The 15675-nt window shown below is 41.0% G+C and carries 14 protein-coding genes; 1 reads left to right on the top strand and 13 read right to left on the bottom strand.

Features of this window, described 5'->3' with window-relative positions:
- Nucleotides 1-833: 833 nt before the first annotated feature.
- The 13 genes from AC27JR_RS02080 to AC27JR_RS02020 form a co-directional block, all read right to left on the bottom strand.
- Entirely contained in the window at nucleotides 834-1688 is an 855-nt protein-coding gene (locus AC27JR_RS02080; RefSeq protein WP_131692187.1) for a PA4780 family RIO1-like protein kinase, read from the bottom strand.
- Between the two features lie 325 nt (nucleotides 1689-2013).
- A complete protein-coding gene (locus AC27JR_RS02075) occupies nucleotides 2014-2262 on the bottom strand; it encodes a DUF4282 domain-containing protein (protein WP_487172620.1) in 249 nt (82 codons plus the stop codon).
- Between the two features lie 45 nt (nucleotides 2263-2307).
- On the bottom strand, nucleotides 2308-2877 hold the full coding sequence (locus tag AC27JR_RS02070; protein ID WP_487172619.1) for a hypothetical protein: 570 nt from the start codon (nucleotides 2875-2877) through the stop codon (nucleotides 2308-2310).
- Nucleotides 2878-2879: 2 nt separating this feature from the next.
- Nucleotides 2880-4049 carry a transglycosylase SLT domain-containing protein gene (locus tag AC27JR_RS02065; RefSeq protein ID WP_487172618.1) on the bottom strand — a complete coding sequence of 390 codons (1170 nt, stop codon included), beginning with the start codon at nucleotides 4047-4049 and terminating at the stop codon, nucleotides 2880-2882.
- A gap of 71 nt (nucleotides 4050-4120) precedes the next feature.
- Nucleotides 4121-4834, bottom strand: coding sequence for a hypothetical protein (locus tag AC27JR_RS02060; protein WP_008108855.1), 714 nt, complete (start codon nucleotides 4832-4834; stop codon nucleotides 4121-4123).
- Nucleotides 4834-6126 carry a hypothetical protein gene (locus tag AC27JR_RS02055; RefSeq protein ID WP_487172617.1) on the bottom strand — a complete coding sequence of 431 codons (1293 nt, stop codon included), beginning with the start codon at nucleotides 6124-6126 and terminating at the stop codon, nucleotides 4834-4836. The genes AC27JR_RS02060 and AC27JR_RS02055 overlap by 1 nt, the downstream gene beginning before the upstream one ends.
- A gap of 9 nt (nucleotides 6127-6135) precedes the next feature.
- Nucleotides 6136-7503 carry a hypothetical protein gene (locus tag AC27JR_RS02050; protein ID WP_487172616.1) on the bottom strand — a complete coding sequence of 456 codons (1368 nt, stop codon included), beginning with the start codon at nucleotides 7501-7503 and terminating at the stop codon, nucleotides 6136-6138.
- Nucleotides 7500-8630, bottom strand: coding sequence for a hypothetical protein (locus AC27JR_RS02045; RefSeq protein ID WP_487172615.1), 1131 nt, complete (start codon nucleotides 8628-8630; stop codon nucleotides 7500-7502). Before AC27JR_RS02045 ends, AC27JR_RS02050 begins: the two co-directional genes overlap by 4 nt.
- 8 nt (nucleotides 8631-8638) lie before the next feature.
- Nucleotides 8639-9541: an LPP20 family lipoprotein gene (locus AC27JR_RS02040; protein WP_487172614.1), complete on the bottom strand. Its 903-nt coding sequence runs from the start codon at nucleotides 9539-9541 to the stop codon at nucleotides 8639-8641.
- On the bottom strand, nucleotides 9541-10263 hold the full coding sequence (locus tag AC27JR_RS02035; RefSeq protein ID WP_487172613.1) for a hypothetical protein: 723 nt from the start codon (nucleotides 10261-10263) through the stop codon (nucleotides 9541-9543). The genes AC27JR_RS02040 and AC27JR_RS02035 overlap by 1 nt, the downstream gene beginning before the upstream one ends.
- 267 nt (nucleotides 10264-10530) lie before the next feature.
- A complete protein-coding gene (locus tag AC27JR_RS02030) occupies nucleotides 10531-11148 on the bottom strand; it encodes a LysE family translocator (protein WP_487172612.1) in 618 nt (205 codons plus the stop codon).
- A 195-nt stretch (nucleotides 11149-11343) separates the two neighbouring features.
- Entirely contained in the window at nucleotides 11344-11556 is a 213-nt protein-coding gene (locus AC27JR_RS02025) for an alpha/beta hydrolase family protein (RefSeq protein WP_487172611.1), read from the bottom strand.
- 55 nt (nucleotides 11557-11611) lie between these two features.
- Nucleotides 11612-14062: a S9 family peptidase gene (locus AC27JR_RS02020; protein WP_487172610.1), complete on the bottom strand. Its 2451-nt coding sequence runs from the start codon at nucleotides 14060-14062 to the stop codon at nucleotides 11612-11614.
- Between the two features lie 274 nt (nucleotides 14063-14336).
- On the opposite strand from AC27JR_RS02020, the gene AC27JR_RS02015 reads away from it, so the two are divergent.
- Nucleotides 14337-15560 (top strand): glycosyltransferase family 4 protein, encoded by a 1224-nt coding sequence (locus tag AC27JR_RS02015; protein WP_008108871.1) that lies wholly within the window; start codon nucleotides 14337-14339, stop codon nucleotides 15558-15560.
- The last annotated feature ends 115 nt before the right edge of the window (nucleotides 15561-15675 follow it).

Here is a 15675-nt window from a genome sequence, read left to right as displayed (position 1 = left end):
TCATAAAAATTCTTTTCTTGAGCACCCATTTCTTCATATGTGAATCCATTCGGTTAAAAAAAATAACGCCGAAATAAACGGCAAAAATTAATTGGCTAAAATTTGTTAGGTACGAAAAAAGCTAAGCTTTTTGGTTCCGCTCATGATGCGCTTGTTAGGTTTACTTATTGTAAATCCTGTGGCCACCCATTTAAAAACAAACTAACTAAAAACCAGATAACTGATAAGCAAGTACCAAAATACCCCAAAAACAATGGGTACCGATAAAAACTACAAAACCTATGACCTACTCGAGTACCAGTGAACAAGTATTTTTTACCTAAAAGAAACTTTATAGTAGGCCATGCTCTAATTAAATCACGATCACTCCAAATTGTTGGTCGTCCAGCTCTTACCCAAATCTCCCAATCTAGCCTTTTTAGCCTTATTAAAAATATCCACTGGACTATACTGCCTCCGATCATGAAGGCAAAAAATAGCGCCATAGCATATACAGTTGGGTGATCAAGATACTCCATAACTTTCCTGTAAACCTAACATTTTAATAGTTCGCTAATCGCGCATGTTTCTGCCGATTTAACGCTCATTTATCTACTTTATATAGTTTTAACAAATAACCTAAAGCATTACTAAAACTAAGTTTTTTAAAGCTTTAAAGTAAAGTTAAATGAACCAATATGCGCGCAGCGCTCATCTTCATGAATATATGCGCAAAGAGCAGTTTAACCAATCAATTAACGACGATATTTAGCCAATTTCAATGTCCGGTTATCGCCCTTACTTGCCTTCTAAGTTTTGATCCAATAGTCAAAACTCTGCACGTAAATTAAGGGTTATTGCTCATCGGCGTCGCGAATGCGTTCTTTACGCTCTTGCTCTTCATCAAAGGCGGCTTGAATTTCGTCAAGTACTGAGTCTACATCTGCAGCTTCGCTGTCGTCTTCAAATTCGCCACTGAGTTTTGAGTGCGGGGTTAAGTTAGCATCTGCAAACAATGCCCACATTTCTTTGGCGTATTGCGTGTGTAATAACGCCGGTGCAAATTGGCCATAATAGCGGCGCATGTTATTTACATCGCGGGTAAACATGGCTTCAGCGCTATTATTAGCAGAGGCGTTAACCGCTTGAGGTAAATCAATAATTACCGGGCCGTTACTATCTACAAGTACATTAAATTCAGATAAATCACCGTGAATAATCCCAGCGCACAGCATGAGTTTAATGTAGTGCATCATTGATGTATGTTGCTCAATGGCTTGTTGCTCAGTTAAATCAACTGCACCAAGCTGTGGTGCAACATCCCCTTCATCATCACTTACAAGTTCCATTAACAAAACACCGTCAATGCAGCCGTAAGTTTGCGGTACGCGAACACCTGCTGAGGATAAACGCGAGAGTGCGTCAACCTCGGCATTTTGCCAAATTTCTTCTTCTAATTGGCGGCCATAGCTTGAACGTTTACCCATAGCACGGGCTTGGCGGCCACCACGTACTTTTCGCCCTTCTTGGTACTGTGCTGCCTTTTTAAAACTGCGCTTACTGGCCTCTTTGTAAACCTTAGCGCAGCGAATCTCATCGCCACAGGCGACTACAAACACATCGGCCTCTTTACCGCTCATTAAACGGCTGATCACTTCATCAATAAAACCATCATCAACTAATGGCTGTAAGCGTTTAGGTATTTTCAAACGACACCTACTAAAAATACAGGGTTGGCTTTTTGTTTTGCTATGTGGTTCAAACGAGGCATACCTTTGGGGATTAAATGCATTTATTAAGCAGTAGTGCGTTAAAAATTAAATTTAACTGTAATTTTAACCTACTACCTGTATGCCGCTAGAATAAGCGACTCACGCGTAAAAGCCAACCGCGTTTTCTATTTTATAAGCAATTATTAACTACACTTCGCACTATTTTTACTTTAAGCACGCGCTAATATTACAGCTACGATAAAAGTTAACCAGCGTGCAAACTTATGTAACAAAGCATATTGAGTTGCACGCTGAACACTATTTACTCCGCTTTATTAACTATTTTTTGCAGGTTTTCGTGAATTTTAAACAGTACTATAAGTAGCTCACACCAAATCCTAGCGCCAATAGCACCACCAATGACAATACCTAATCCAGCCCAAAAACCACCACCATAATTAGCAAACATCGTAGTAATACCTGAAACTAGCGCAACCAATAACATTAACCAATACACAAAGGTAATAATTTTAGGTGTCAGCATAGAGTCAAAGAAAAATATATCTTTCATAATTAAACTTCCTTTATTGTTATTTTTGTTTTTAATTGATTTGTTTTACTTATTTAAATTTTCGAGCTCTTTTTCGAGCTCTTTCATCGCTTTTTGCGCTTTGAACTCTTCATAAAGCGCTTCACGCGAGCTTGGATCTAAGCGCTTACCTGATTGATCAACAAGATTGCTGAAAGTCTCTTGCGTGTTGTTCATAACTACAAAGGTACATAATTGTTTTACGCCATCTAGCTTTGCAAAAGCAACTTCTTGCGGTACTGCACCCACCAAGCTCTGCTGAGCAACTTGCTTGCTGACTTGTTCAAATGTCCCGCCCGCGTTTAGCTCATCATTACTTTGTGCTTTGCGAAGGTATAGTTTATCCATTACGCTAGCTTTTATTTGTATTTGTTGTGATAAATCAGCGCGTGCTGCTGCAATTGCTTGCGCTCTATCTACAGCCATACTTCCAGACCATGGCACACATGATGATGAAGCTAAGCCTTTTTCTGAAACTGGTAGTAATACCCAGCTAGGTACCGAGTCATTTTTAGCAAGCGGCTGTGATTGTGTGTTTTCAGTGCTTGAACACGCACCTAGCGCCAAAGCGGCGAATACTGGTAATAACTTTTTCATCTTTAAATTCCCTTCAATTGCTGTTGATAATAAGCGGTGCGTTTAACCACTTTTTGTAGATAGTTACGGGTTTCTTGTGCTGGTAAATTATTCACCATGAAATCATAAATTTTATCTGGCGGCATAGTGTTCGCTGCTATGCTGGCTTGGTTAAGTGAATTAGAACCACTAAGGGTTTTAGCTACGTTGCCTGGGCCGGTATTATAAGCTGCAATACTCATATAAAGCCGAGATTGCGCGTTACGTACATGTTTAAAGTAGCGATTAGTTAGCAAGTGTATATAGGTGCTACCGGCTTCTACATTGTTATCTGCCTGAAACAAATATTCAGGGCTAAGTAATAACGGTTTACCTTGTAAAAACTGACTAACATCTTTGCCTGCCGATGTTGGCACTATTTGCATTAAACCAAACGCTGGGATTGGCGAGCGTGCCAGCGGATTAAAGCTCGACTCGGTATGAATTATTGCTAACAGTAAGGCAGGCTCTAGGTTATAGCGAACAGCTTGCTGCTTCACTTCAGGTAAGTAACGCTTAGCTTGGCTAGATAAAGTGTTTGTAGGCAATGTGTAGCTAATGGTTACTCTTTCTTGTTGCTTTGTCACTTTAGGTGGTTTGCTGGCAAGTGTTTGTTTAACCATTGCTTTAGTCAGTACACTTTGTTGTGCTAGTTGACTAGTGACTTGCGGTGCTTTTTTGATAACTTTCGCTCTAGCTGCCTGCGGCTGTACACTGGTGTGCGCCGTCACTTTATTTTTGTTCAAGCTATAATTGGCGGCAATATAAACAGGGTCTTTTGCTAAGGTTTCATCAACACTCACCTGCGACAGCTCCGTTAACTGCTGCTGTGCATAGGCAATGGCTTGTGTGTCGTCTTGATTATTAAGTAACTCGACCGTTACTTCACCACGTTCGAAGTCTACAGTGGTGCGATTATTTAAATCGTCGCTATATTGCACCCACACTTTTGCGCTAGGTAAATTTGGATCTTTCCACTTTTCAGTTACTTGCTTTAAATACGCCGCTTGAGCATCTCGCCAAGCACTCACAAATGCAGCAAACTCTTGCTGTTGCTGTTGCTCATACTGGCTAAATTCGCTATGCCGCTGCTTCAAAAACGCCGCAAAATCACGCTCATCACTGTTATCTGCTTGGCTAGTTAAACTTAACAACAGGCACGTTATTGCTGTTAACCTTAATAAGCATTTACTTTTTACCCACACAGTTTATATCCCTATAAAAATTAAAAATAACTGCTTAAATCATCGGCAGTTTGCTGCTCATACTCAGCCTTTGCTGCAAAGTTTAACCGCTTGCAGTTAATACTTTCACACTGCTGAGTTAGCGTGAGCACTTGTTTATAGCGTTGATTAACAAACCATATTTGTGCAACTGCTGCTTTAGCCGCATCAAGTTTTAATTCGTTAGGTTCTAAGTATTTATCAAGATAGCTTAAACGCTGTTCTTTGGGTGACTGTGCTGCAGCGAGTGCCACCGCATCAGACATTGTGGTAGGGTGATTCATCGCCACACTAAGCAAAGAACGCAAATTAGATTTATCTTTTTGATTACCAACTTGCCAAGCAGCTCTTATTGCTAGCCCAGCTTCGTTAATATCATCCGCTGCGGGGGTAACAATGCCGCTACAGGTGAGCCAGCCTTGTTGTTTTTGCTGCTTAAACTCACTAACTTGCGCTTCAATAAAGCTTACCGACTCAGGCAAGCTAATATTTAGCTTATTCGCAAGTGCCTGCTTTATTTTATGACGTTCAGGCAAGGTGAGAGCATTACGACACGCTTGTTCAAGTGCACTAGTGGCACTGGGCTTTAATGCCATTACACGGGCATATTGTCCAATCGCCTGGCTTTTAAAAAAAGCAGTTTGTTGTTCGATTGTTTGCTCAGAATCAAAGGTGGCCGAAGCCACCATCGAAAGCCCTATAATAGGTGCTAGCATTAAAGTTCCTCTTCACTCGCTACTTTGCCTGACGCACCTTGAGGATTAGCCGCTTTCTCGTTTAAACCACCCACTGCTTTTATTTTTTTGCCCGAACGGCTCATACCATTAACCGTATTGCCGTTATTACCCGCCATTTCTTTTGCCGCTTGGCGTGCCGTCGCTTCTAAGCTTGGCGCATAAACAGCCACACTGTATTGCCACATTCCATCATCACTTGCAAAGCTCTTAACACTCACACCCGGTGGTAATTTACCTTTAGTAATTGTGGCGTATTCATCAGAAGTTTTTAATTGATTTAAAAATGTATTGCGATCTTCTTCAAGCACTTGAACTTGCTGCGGATCATTCAGGTTAGGATCGTCGTACTCAAATTGTTGAGTGCCTTCCATTTGATTTTCATCAAAGCTACCTTGCCAATAAACCTCTTCACCTTGCATCGTGGCAAGTAAAGCTGAACGAGCGCGGGTTTGCGATTGAGACTTAGCCACACCTTTTAGTTTTCGTGCTATTTTATTGTTTTTATTACCACGAATAATCGCTGAACCATACCCTAATACAATAACTTCACCACTATCGGCATGGGTAAGCACCTTAGCACCAACCGGGGGTAATACCCCTGATTTAACATCACTAATTACTTGTTTAAAAATAGCATTGGGCTCACTAGTAACCGCGACGGCACCGCGATTACCTTGAATTTGAGAGCGTGTTTTAGGTGTAGAAATTAGGCTTACGCGTACTAATTTCTCATCATTATTGTCATACACATCATAGGTGACAAAGCCGGCTAACGAGCCTGATACTGACTCTTTACACGCTTCCATCATATTCGTTTGCTCATTAGCAACACCTTCAACACCCGTGTCTATTACATCCATGGAAGCCGTAACTACATTGCCACAACGCTGTTCCACGCCTTTCATGTTTTCTATTAGTTGTTTTTTAGCAATCAAATAAGCTTGATTATATGCACCACGCTTTGAAAGCAAGGTCGCATTCATGTTGTCATAGGTGTTATAGCTGGCAGTACCAATAGATAAAATACCGGTGCCACTGCCTACTTGAATCATCTTAATGCCATCTTCATCGTCATCAATTAGTGCTTGGTGAGCAACCGCTACCGCAACATTAGTATCTTTTGCTACTATAACATCGCCAGATACTGTTGCTTTATCAGCACCCGCAACTTGCGCACCAGGGCGTGCAGGGATCATGTCTGTTAAGCTAAATTCTTCAGCAGCTACAGGCATAGCTAATACCATTGCTAATGTTAATATTTTTAATTTCATCATACTTCCTTATTGGTACCTGAGTGTAAAATCATCTTCTACGGTGATTTTTGATAGAGTGTTGGCTGTTATGGTTGTCAGTACTTGTTCTACTGCATCGGCTAGTTCACCGGTATCGCCTTTATAACGAAGGCTTGCCACGGTATAATCATGTTGTTTATGGATGGAGACATCACTTACTCCTCCAAGAGTGCTTAATACGGCGTGAAGCTTTTCTGGTTGCGTGAGCTTTTTGCTTGGTAATAATACCTCTCTGACTAAGCCGCCTCTTGCGACCACTTTTGTAAACGCCCCTTTTAATGCCTGATGTAATGCTGCCGATTGTGACTCACTGGCTAAGTGCACTGCCATTAAGTCAGTTTCAACATGAGCGTCGTTAGGCAACGCCATTAACGATGAGTCGTTATGCCACTTTCCATAAATATTACCGGCTAGGTCCCGTACATCAACGGTTAAACGAAGCTGACGATTGTTATTACGCTTAACCAGTTCAGATTTGCCATACAGCACTAAACTTGCCGCAGCACCTACCTCAATACCCTGCTCATTTAGCCATGTTTTAAGCTCTGTTTTTAATGGTTCAGGGGCAATCACATGCACGCGAGGCGAACCTATCATGCTCAGTAATTGCGATGCTTGTTGAATTAAAGGGGCTTTTTCAACCACCGCCATAATGGTAATTTCTACCCCACCATTGGCCAGCTCTTTGGTTTTTAACGTTTGCCATTCTTTTACTAACCCTTCACTATGGCTCGATAACTGCTGGCCTATTAGCTCTTGCATGCTGCTTGATTCATTACCATCGGTAATATTTAAGCTGGTACTCGAAGACTGAGTATGCTGCTGTGTAAGCCACACCCCCACCACTTGCGACACCGCACGCTGCAATGCGTCTTGCTCTGCATTAGTGAGTGCGGTATTACCTTTTTTATCCCAGCCTTGCCCTATTACCGTTACGCTAATATTTTGCGTTGTATTCTGCCAATTTTGCTCTGCAGGCTCACCTAAGTTTAATGGATTTAGGCTCACCGTCATGCAGGTATCGTTACCATTTAATGTAGGAGCTGAATAGTTTAAAGGAACTGCCCCAGCGTTTAAGCCCTCAAGCATTACTGTGCGTTGTTGTTCATATAAAGTAGTGGCATCGTCACTTAAGTTTGTTGTTAAATGCTGCTGAGTACTTTGAGTAGTCAGGCTTTTGTTACCCTTAATAAAACTAATAAGCTCAGCACTCGCTTGTGCTTTTGCACCAGAAATAGCTAGATCTCCTCGCCCATATGCACATGCCTCAGTTTGCAATGTTCCATCTGCAAGCACTTCTACTTGTGCTTGTGCACTTAACGAACATAGCGCTAAAACACCAAACTTTTTTATCATGTACGGTTCTCCAAAAAGTCTGCTGGCGTGCCTACAGAAACAGCAAATATTTTGGCGCCACTGGCGGGGCGATATATGCCATTCTCGGCTTTATTTTTAATATCAGTTGCTACATTTGAATCTTTCCAGCGAATAATTTCGCCATTTGCGCTGTTGCGTGATGGGTTTACATTTGCAACACCTAAAGGTTCAACAAAGCCCGCTTCATAACTAAATATAATCATGGTTTCATTAGGTAAAACACCGGCATTTTGGCCACGGTCAAGGCTAATTTTGTTACCTTTAATACCTAACACTTGCGCTGTAGCTGGCATTTCACTGAGCATACGAGTTAATAATATATCGATTCCTCGTGATCCCATATCACTAAGTACCGCATTTACATGCGCACTTTGATCAAAATGAAACCCTGCAGCATAACGACCACTTACCGTAGTAAACTTGAGCTCTGAACGATCACGAACATCTTCTGACTTAACGCGAATTTTACCTAAATTAGGATGTGATAATTTTTCACGGGTTTGTGGATTTATGACGCCAGTTGTAAGCTCTAACGTATAATCAGCCCAATCTGTAATTGCTCCCTCAGTTTTAAGCGTTCTCAGTGAGTCAATTTTTACAACAAAATCGGGGATTAATGCTTTAACTTCAGCTCGTTTAGCCGCGGTAACAACCCCCTGTTGTTGCAAAATCAATTGCTGTTCCTTTGATATCGCATCGTCATCACGTGTTACTATTCTAAAACGATTGATACCTGCGAATTGGTTTTCAAGCATTAATAATAAATTTTGATTATCGAATTCTCGCATTGCATCAACGCCTATACCACTTCCGCTAACCCCGGCTAAATCAAAATACATACGCACAATCGGCTTTTTAAGCGGGCAACTGTCTGTCTCATTATTCACATCAAACGAACAGCGTTCTAGCCCTTGGGTATCAAAATAAGCGGGCATAGCAATATCTGCATCGTTAAAAACATAAGCACTTTTTGCTATTACTGTATTGGATGCATTATTACTCACATTACCTTGTTGAGTTGAGCTGCCTCTTTTAGGGGTAGAATTACATCCAGCTACTAAGGCCATGGTTAATGTTGTAAGAGCTAAGGCTTTTATTACTTTCATTACTATTCCTAAATATCAAACAGCCACTGGCTAGCAGGTGCTTTGAGTTGTTGAACTAAGTTATTAATTACTTTTTGTTTTGCATTTTCTTGCGTGGCAGCACTTTCTTGTGCAAACAGATCGTGTTGCAACAGCACTGTAAAAGGGCTTTGGCTGCGAGTAAGAGCTAAAGTTAATTTTGCTTTAACTAAGTGCTCTTTATTAGATTGAGCATATTGCCAATGTACTTGAGGACGCATCCATAACTTTACGCTGCCACTTTGTGGTAATGCTGTATTTAATACTGACTTAATTGCACTAAGGTCATTAGCACCTATTACATCACAAGAGATAGCATTTAAAGCCATTGCGTGCTCATCTAACAAATAATTTAACGTTGTATTAATAGATAAGTTTGTTCCAGAGAGGTGCTCTAGTACTGCTAACTTTTTCGTCGCATCCTCAAGTTTTTTGCTGTTTTGAAGTGCCCAAATAAAACGCTGTTCTGCGCTATTTTTAGGTACAGACTGGCGAGAAAGTGCAGCTAATTCAGAGGTAAGGTTTTTAACTAACACTGACTTTTTAACACCGATTTTTATAGCAAATAAATTATTTTTTTGAAGCGACTTAAGCTCCACCAAGCCCGTTAACGTGAAGGGTAAGCTAGTTACAGTAGTCGCTTGCTCAAAGTAGCTATCTGCTTGAGTGTTTTTTTTTGTTAGCTTTTGTAGTTGCTGTGTAGTTACATCTACACTTAATTGAGTATTAATTTCGGCTATAGCCGCTTGCTTTGCAGCTAAGCGACTTTCGCCAATGCCAACCGCAGCAATGTATTCAATACTTTGTTGCGGTTGAATAACCCAGTTTGGCCAATTTTGAGCAGAACAATTAAAGGCAAGTACAAACAAAATAGCAAAAATGCCTACATTCATTAGCCTTTCGCTTCTTGCTCTAATTGTAATTCGTTGATGGCTGTAATGGTTGCTTGCTCTAACTCAATTATTTCATTTGCCTCTAAAGCTAACGCAAGTTGATCTTTAGCTTTAATAAGAGCGTTACCAATGTCTTTAGGATCTTCTTCTTTTTTAGCATTTTCTTCATCAGATGACATCCATGAAGTAACTAAATCTCCACCCATTCTTAAGGCGGTTACTTTAGCAATTTCCGTGCTGTATTGAGTTAAAATATAAGCAGATTTAGCAATTTCAATGGTAAGCTCTGTTGCTAGTTCAATATTTTGTTGATAAATCCCCTCATTTGCTTGGTTGTAAGCTACGATTTTATGACCGATTTCTTGATCTTTATTTGTAGCACCTGCATCAAACTCTTTGATTGCAGCGTCAAGTTGTTCTGGAGTTGAGTTTTGATGTGCATATAAGAAGGCTTGAACATCTCGGTAATTATCGGTCTGAGTGCGGTATTCACCCATAACTTTGCGCTGACGTTCCAAAATAATTGCTGACATATTCAAAAACTCATCAATACCAACCTGTACGGTTACAGGGTAGGCATAGCCTAATGTATCCATACGTTCAGTCAATTGAGACACTGCCATATTACGATCTAGATTAGCTGATGTACTAGTATCCGTAGTTGAAACACAACCGGCAAAAAGAGGGGCAAAAATAAGGGCAGATAACAACGATTTTTTCATGAGGTAATTCCATATAAATTTAATAAGGCAAGAAAGCAAAAGTATACAACTTGACTTATTCTTCCTTGAATATGTAAATAGAATTACTGAATTTAAGATGAATTGCAACACGAAAAACAAATAAAAAATCAACTTTTATAAACAATTACATAACAAGTGTTGCCGGAATGGGGTGTTCAGCTAACATTCATACTTTTGTCTTATTTTTATAAAAACGGGTTTTTATATCAGTATTAAGTATTAATATATGTTCATTACGCTTAATTTTTATTCCAATGCTAACCAAACCCCCACTAGCACCATTAAACTCCCGGCAATACGATTCATCCACTTAATGTTGTTACCTCTACTTAAAAATAACCGCAGGCTTTTCCCGCCTGTTGCGTAAATCATCATACAGATAAACTCTGAGAGTAAAATAATGGCCACCAGCACCGCTAATTGCGGCGCAACACTGTATTGCACGTTAATAAAAGGAGGTAATAAGGAAATCATAAACGCCCATCCCTTTGGATTGGCAATGGCGGTTACAAACCCCTGTGAAAACAATGAATATCGGCTCACGGCTGTTGTGTTATGCGTATCAACCGACATTTTTCCTTTTGCACGCCACATATTAATGCCAATGTAGATTAAATAAGCGCCACCTAGCCATTTTAAAATATCAAATGCACTGGGGTAATTAAGCATAACGCTGGCTACACCAAGCACCGCGGCTACCGCAACGCTAGCGACACCTAATAGCTCGCCTATCATCATCCATAAAGTTCGGCGCACGCCTATGCTCATGCCTAAAGTCATGGCCAGTGTCATGCACATACCCGGCGTAATAGACACAAAAAAGAAGGTAGGAATAAATACCGCAAGTGCAGCTACATCAATCATTTAAAGCTCGCAATAGGTTAAAAAAGTAGTGTTAATTTTGAATGAAAGGGTAAAGCAAAAATAGCTATCGGTAAATTAGAAATAACAGCATCGAGGGTCGGGTTAAGGGCAACGAGCTTAGCCCGAGTTAGCAGCGCAGTATTTCGCGCTGCCGCAACTCGAAACCCGAACCTCGAGCTCGAAACTCTTAGCAAATTAATTTGCGTTTACGTCTGCAACCGTTTCGTTGGTTTCAATATCTGCTTCTTTATCTAAAAGCAAGTACTTATCAAGCCACTGCTCTTGCTCCCACAGTACATGTAATAAGCTTTTACGGGCACGGTAGCCATGAGCTTCGTAAGGAAGCATCACTAAACGCGCTTCTTTCCCTAGGCCTTTAAGCGCTGCGTACATACGCTCACTTTGCATTGGGAAAGTGCCGTGAGATTAAGAGTGGATCTTCTTGATCTCACGGCATAATACACTATTGAATCGGTTGTTCTTCCATATCAACTGGTTCAACGTTATCACTTAACAAGTACTTATCAAGCCACTGCTCTTGCTCCCATAGCACATGTAATAAGCTTTTACGGGCACGGTAGCCATGGGCTTCGTAAGGAAGCATCACTAACCGCGCTTCTTTACCTAGGCCTTTAAGCGCTGCGTACATACGCTCACTTTGCATCGGGAAAGTGCCCGAATTAGGGTCCTCTTGACCGTGGATCATTAACATTGGTTCGTTAATTTTTTCAGCATGGAAAAACGGTGACATGTTTGCATACACACTTTGCGCTTGCCAAAAATCACGTTCTTCACCCTGAAAACCAAACGGTGTTAATGTGCGGTTATACGCACCACTGCGAGCAATGCCAGCCTTAAATAAGTCGCTATGCGCTAATAAGTTAGCCACCATGAATGCACCGTAAGAGTGCCCTGCAATGGCAATATTGTTTTTATCTGCAATGCCCTTTTCAACGAGTACATCAACCGCTGCTTTGGCGCTAGAAACCAGCTGTTTTCTAAAGTGATCATTTGGCTCACTGCCATCAACACCTACAATCGGCATTTTAGGATCGTCAAATACTGCAATTCCTTTAGCTAAATAAGGCATTGGGCCCCAATAACCAATGTAGGTAAATTCGTATTCTGATTCGCGCACCTGTGAGGCAACCGCTTTATCTTTATATTCAAGTGGGTATGCCCACATCAATACAGGTAAAGGCCCTTGTGTTTTATCATACCCTGGCGGTAAATAAAGCGTACCCGATAGTTCAACACCGTCATCGCGGGTGTAACGTAATTGCTCTTTAGTCACCCCTTTAAATGCTGGATACGGATGCTCAAACTGAGTCAGTTGCGTTAACGTATCTCTATCTAAATCACGAATAAAAAAGTTAGGCTGCTGCGTTTTAGACTCGCGAATAGTAATAATACGTTTACCTTCATCGTCTAATAAAGCACGCACCCGCTCATAGTAAGGTGCAGCCGATTGCCATAGTCGTTTAGTGCTGTTTGTTTTTACATCGTATTGATCTAAAAATGGAATATTCCCTTGCTCAGATGCACCATCACCACGAAGGTAAATGTAACGTCCGCCTACCACTTTTATAACACGCGAACCTAAATCGTTACGCTCATATATGGTACTGCCAGGATCTTTGTAAGCATCATTGTAACTACGCTCTGAAAACAGCACACGGTTGCTATCGGCATTACGGGGTTGAATAACATAAGTACGTACTTGTCTGTCACTAAAGCGCCAATCACTTAGCATGGCAATGTTGTCATTACCCCACTCTATACCCGCAAAACGGCGCTCTACCTTTGCAAATAATTTAGGTTCGCGTTTAAACGGTGCACGTAAACTATAAAGGTAGTCATGGTGCTCAACCTCAGTTTTCATATCGCCGCCATCTTGCGCTTCGGCCCAAATAACCTCTGCGCCCTGATCGGCACGCCACTCAAAATTACGCCGTCCAGTGCGAACACTGTCATACCCTTGTGGAATGTTGTCGGCAAGGGGTTGCTTAGCAAGCTCTAATAATGCAAAACCACGCATCCCCCATATTTCCCATGTGGTTGCAAAGCGGCTGTAAGGTACTTGATACGAAAATGGCTCGTCTATTGTAGCAACCAATAAATTAGTAGAATCAGGAGAGATTGAAAACGATTTAAATAAACCGGCGTCGCCAATCTTCTGCGCTTTACCATCTAAGGTGATATAGGCTAGCTGCCCTTGTCCGTAAAACTTAAATTGCGCTTCATCAAACGGACTAGTTAATAAGTTTTGATAAGTGCGCGCTGGGGCTTTTTCACCGGTGCTTTGTTGAATAACCGGTACTGTGCTTTGAGTATCATTGGTTAATCTTGGTTTGTCTAAGTTAACCGCTAAATTAGCCACAATCGCTGTGCTATCGGGTAACCACTCATAAGGGGTACTTGTTAAAGTAGAATTAAGTGGATACTCACTTAACTGCTTTGCTTGTTTACTTTTAACATTGTAAATCCAAAGTCGTGCATTTTCTGGCTGTTCCACAATAAACGCTAAGTACTCGCTATTTGCAGACCAACGAGGGGAACGAATAATACCCTGCGGCAAGTTATTTACGTTAACCACCGTACCACTTTGTACATGCTTAAGCTCTAAGGCACTGTATTTGGCACTTACCCGTGAGCGAGAAAAGTTAGCAGGGTTTAACTTAATACCCGCTAATTTAAGTTCTTCTTTTGCAAGCTCATCTAACGAGACCACTCTTTTACGTTCAAACAAAGCCAACCACTGGCCATCGTTTGATAAAGAGCTAGTAGGGGCTAACTTAGCATCGACTAATGCAGCCAGTTCTGGGGAAGGAGTTTGATATCCTTGCTCTGCATAGCTTGCAGGTAGCAAAACAATACAGCCAACAAAGGCAATTAACAGCCTAAAAGCATTCATGTTTTATCCTTTTTATTTTTGAATATTACCGGATATATAAACACGTTTTGCACCATTCATAAAGTGTTAAGCTAAGTAATGACTTAAGTAGCCTGAATACGCTAAAATACACGCCTATTTACTCAACGCTAAAATTGGTTGTTTATGTCCATTAATTTGCAGCATTTTAGTTTTTCGAAATCATACTCTGCTTTTTAAATACCGTTACAACTTTTAGAAATATACCACTGTGTTTGAGTCTGTTTTTCCATCAAATAATTAGAGAATCTAGCCAATGAAAAAAGTGCTGGTAATTGGCTATGTATGGCCAGAGCCCAATTCGTCTGCTGCAGGTACGCATATGATGTCGTTACTTAATGCATTTAAAGCGCAAAACTGGGATGTTGAATTTGCCACGCCTGCACAACCTACCGATCACATGGTTAACCTTACCGACTTTGGTATCACTAGCCAAAGTATTGCCCTAAACTGTGATAGCTTTGATGACTATATAAAAGCTTACAATCCCGATTTAGTGATGTTTGACCGTTTTATGATGGAAGAGCAGTTTGGCTGGCGCGTAGATAAGCATTGCCCTAATGCGCTTAAAATTTTAGATACCGAAGATCTACAATGCCTTCGCAATGCTCGCCATGAAGCGCATAAAGGTGAGCGTGAATTCAACCACAGCGATTTACTATCAGACATAGCTAAACGTGAAATAGCCGCTATTTTACGCTGCGATCTCAGCTTAATTATCTCAAGCTATGAGATGGAGCTACTCAATGAAGTGTTTAATGTTGAGCCTAGTGTGTTGCATCATTTACCATTTATGGTTGATTTAAGCGCCTTACCTGAGCAAACTAAATCGTATCAACAACGCCAACACTTTATGACCATTGGTAATTTCAGACATGCCCCAAACTGGGATGCGGTGCTTTATTTACAAAAAATTTGGCCGCTTATCCGTAAACAACTGCCACAGGCAGAACTGCATATTTATGGTTCATACCCGCCACCAAAAGCCACCGCACTTAATAATCCTAAAACCGGCTTTTTAATTAAAGGCTGGGCCGATGACGCATATGAAGTAATGCAAAGCGCACGTATTTGCTTAGCCCCTTTACGTTTTGGGGCGGGTATTAAAGGTAAACTATTAGAAGCCATGATCATGCAAACCCCAAGCATCACCACGCCTATTGGCAGCGAAGGTATGCACAACACATTACCGTGGCCAGGTGTGGTAACAGCAGATGCGCAAGCTTTTGCAGATGCCGCCGTCTCTTTATACAACAACGAGGCTAAATTTAGCGAAGCGCAAGCCGCTGGCAACCTTCTACTTAATACCTTGTATGACAAAGTGCAGTTAAGTGCTCAATTAATTGAAAAAATCGACTCAATAAGCAGTAATTTAGATGCTCACCGGATGAAAAATTTCACAGGCCAAATGCTCAAACACCATACCATGCGCAGCACACAATATATGTCGCAGTGGATAGCAGAAAAAAATAAAAAATAACATTAAAAATCACTAGACAGGCGGCGATTTGTGTTTAAAATCGCCGCAAATAAACTTGGGCAATTTTAGCATTATTGCCTATATTTTTAGCTTAGTTATTTAATAGTTGGTTCAA

It is taken from the genome of Pseudoalteromonas sp. NH0006-26 (genome assembly GCF_057552415.1).
Note: the sequence above shows the minus strand (reverse complement) of the source record. Positions and strands in the feature narration are given on the sequence as shown.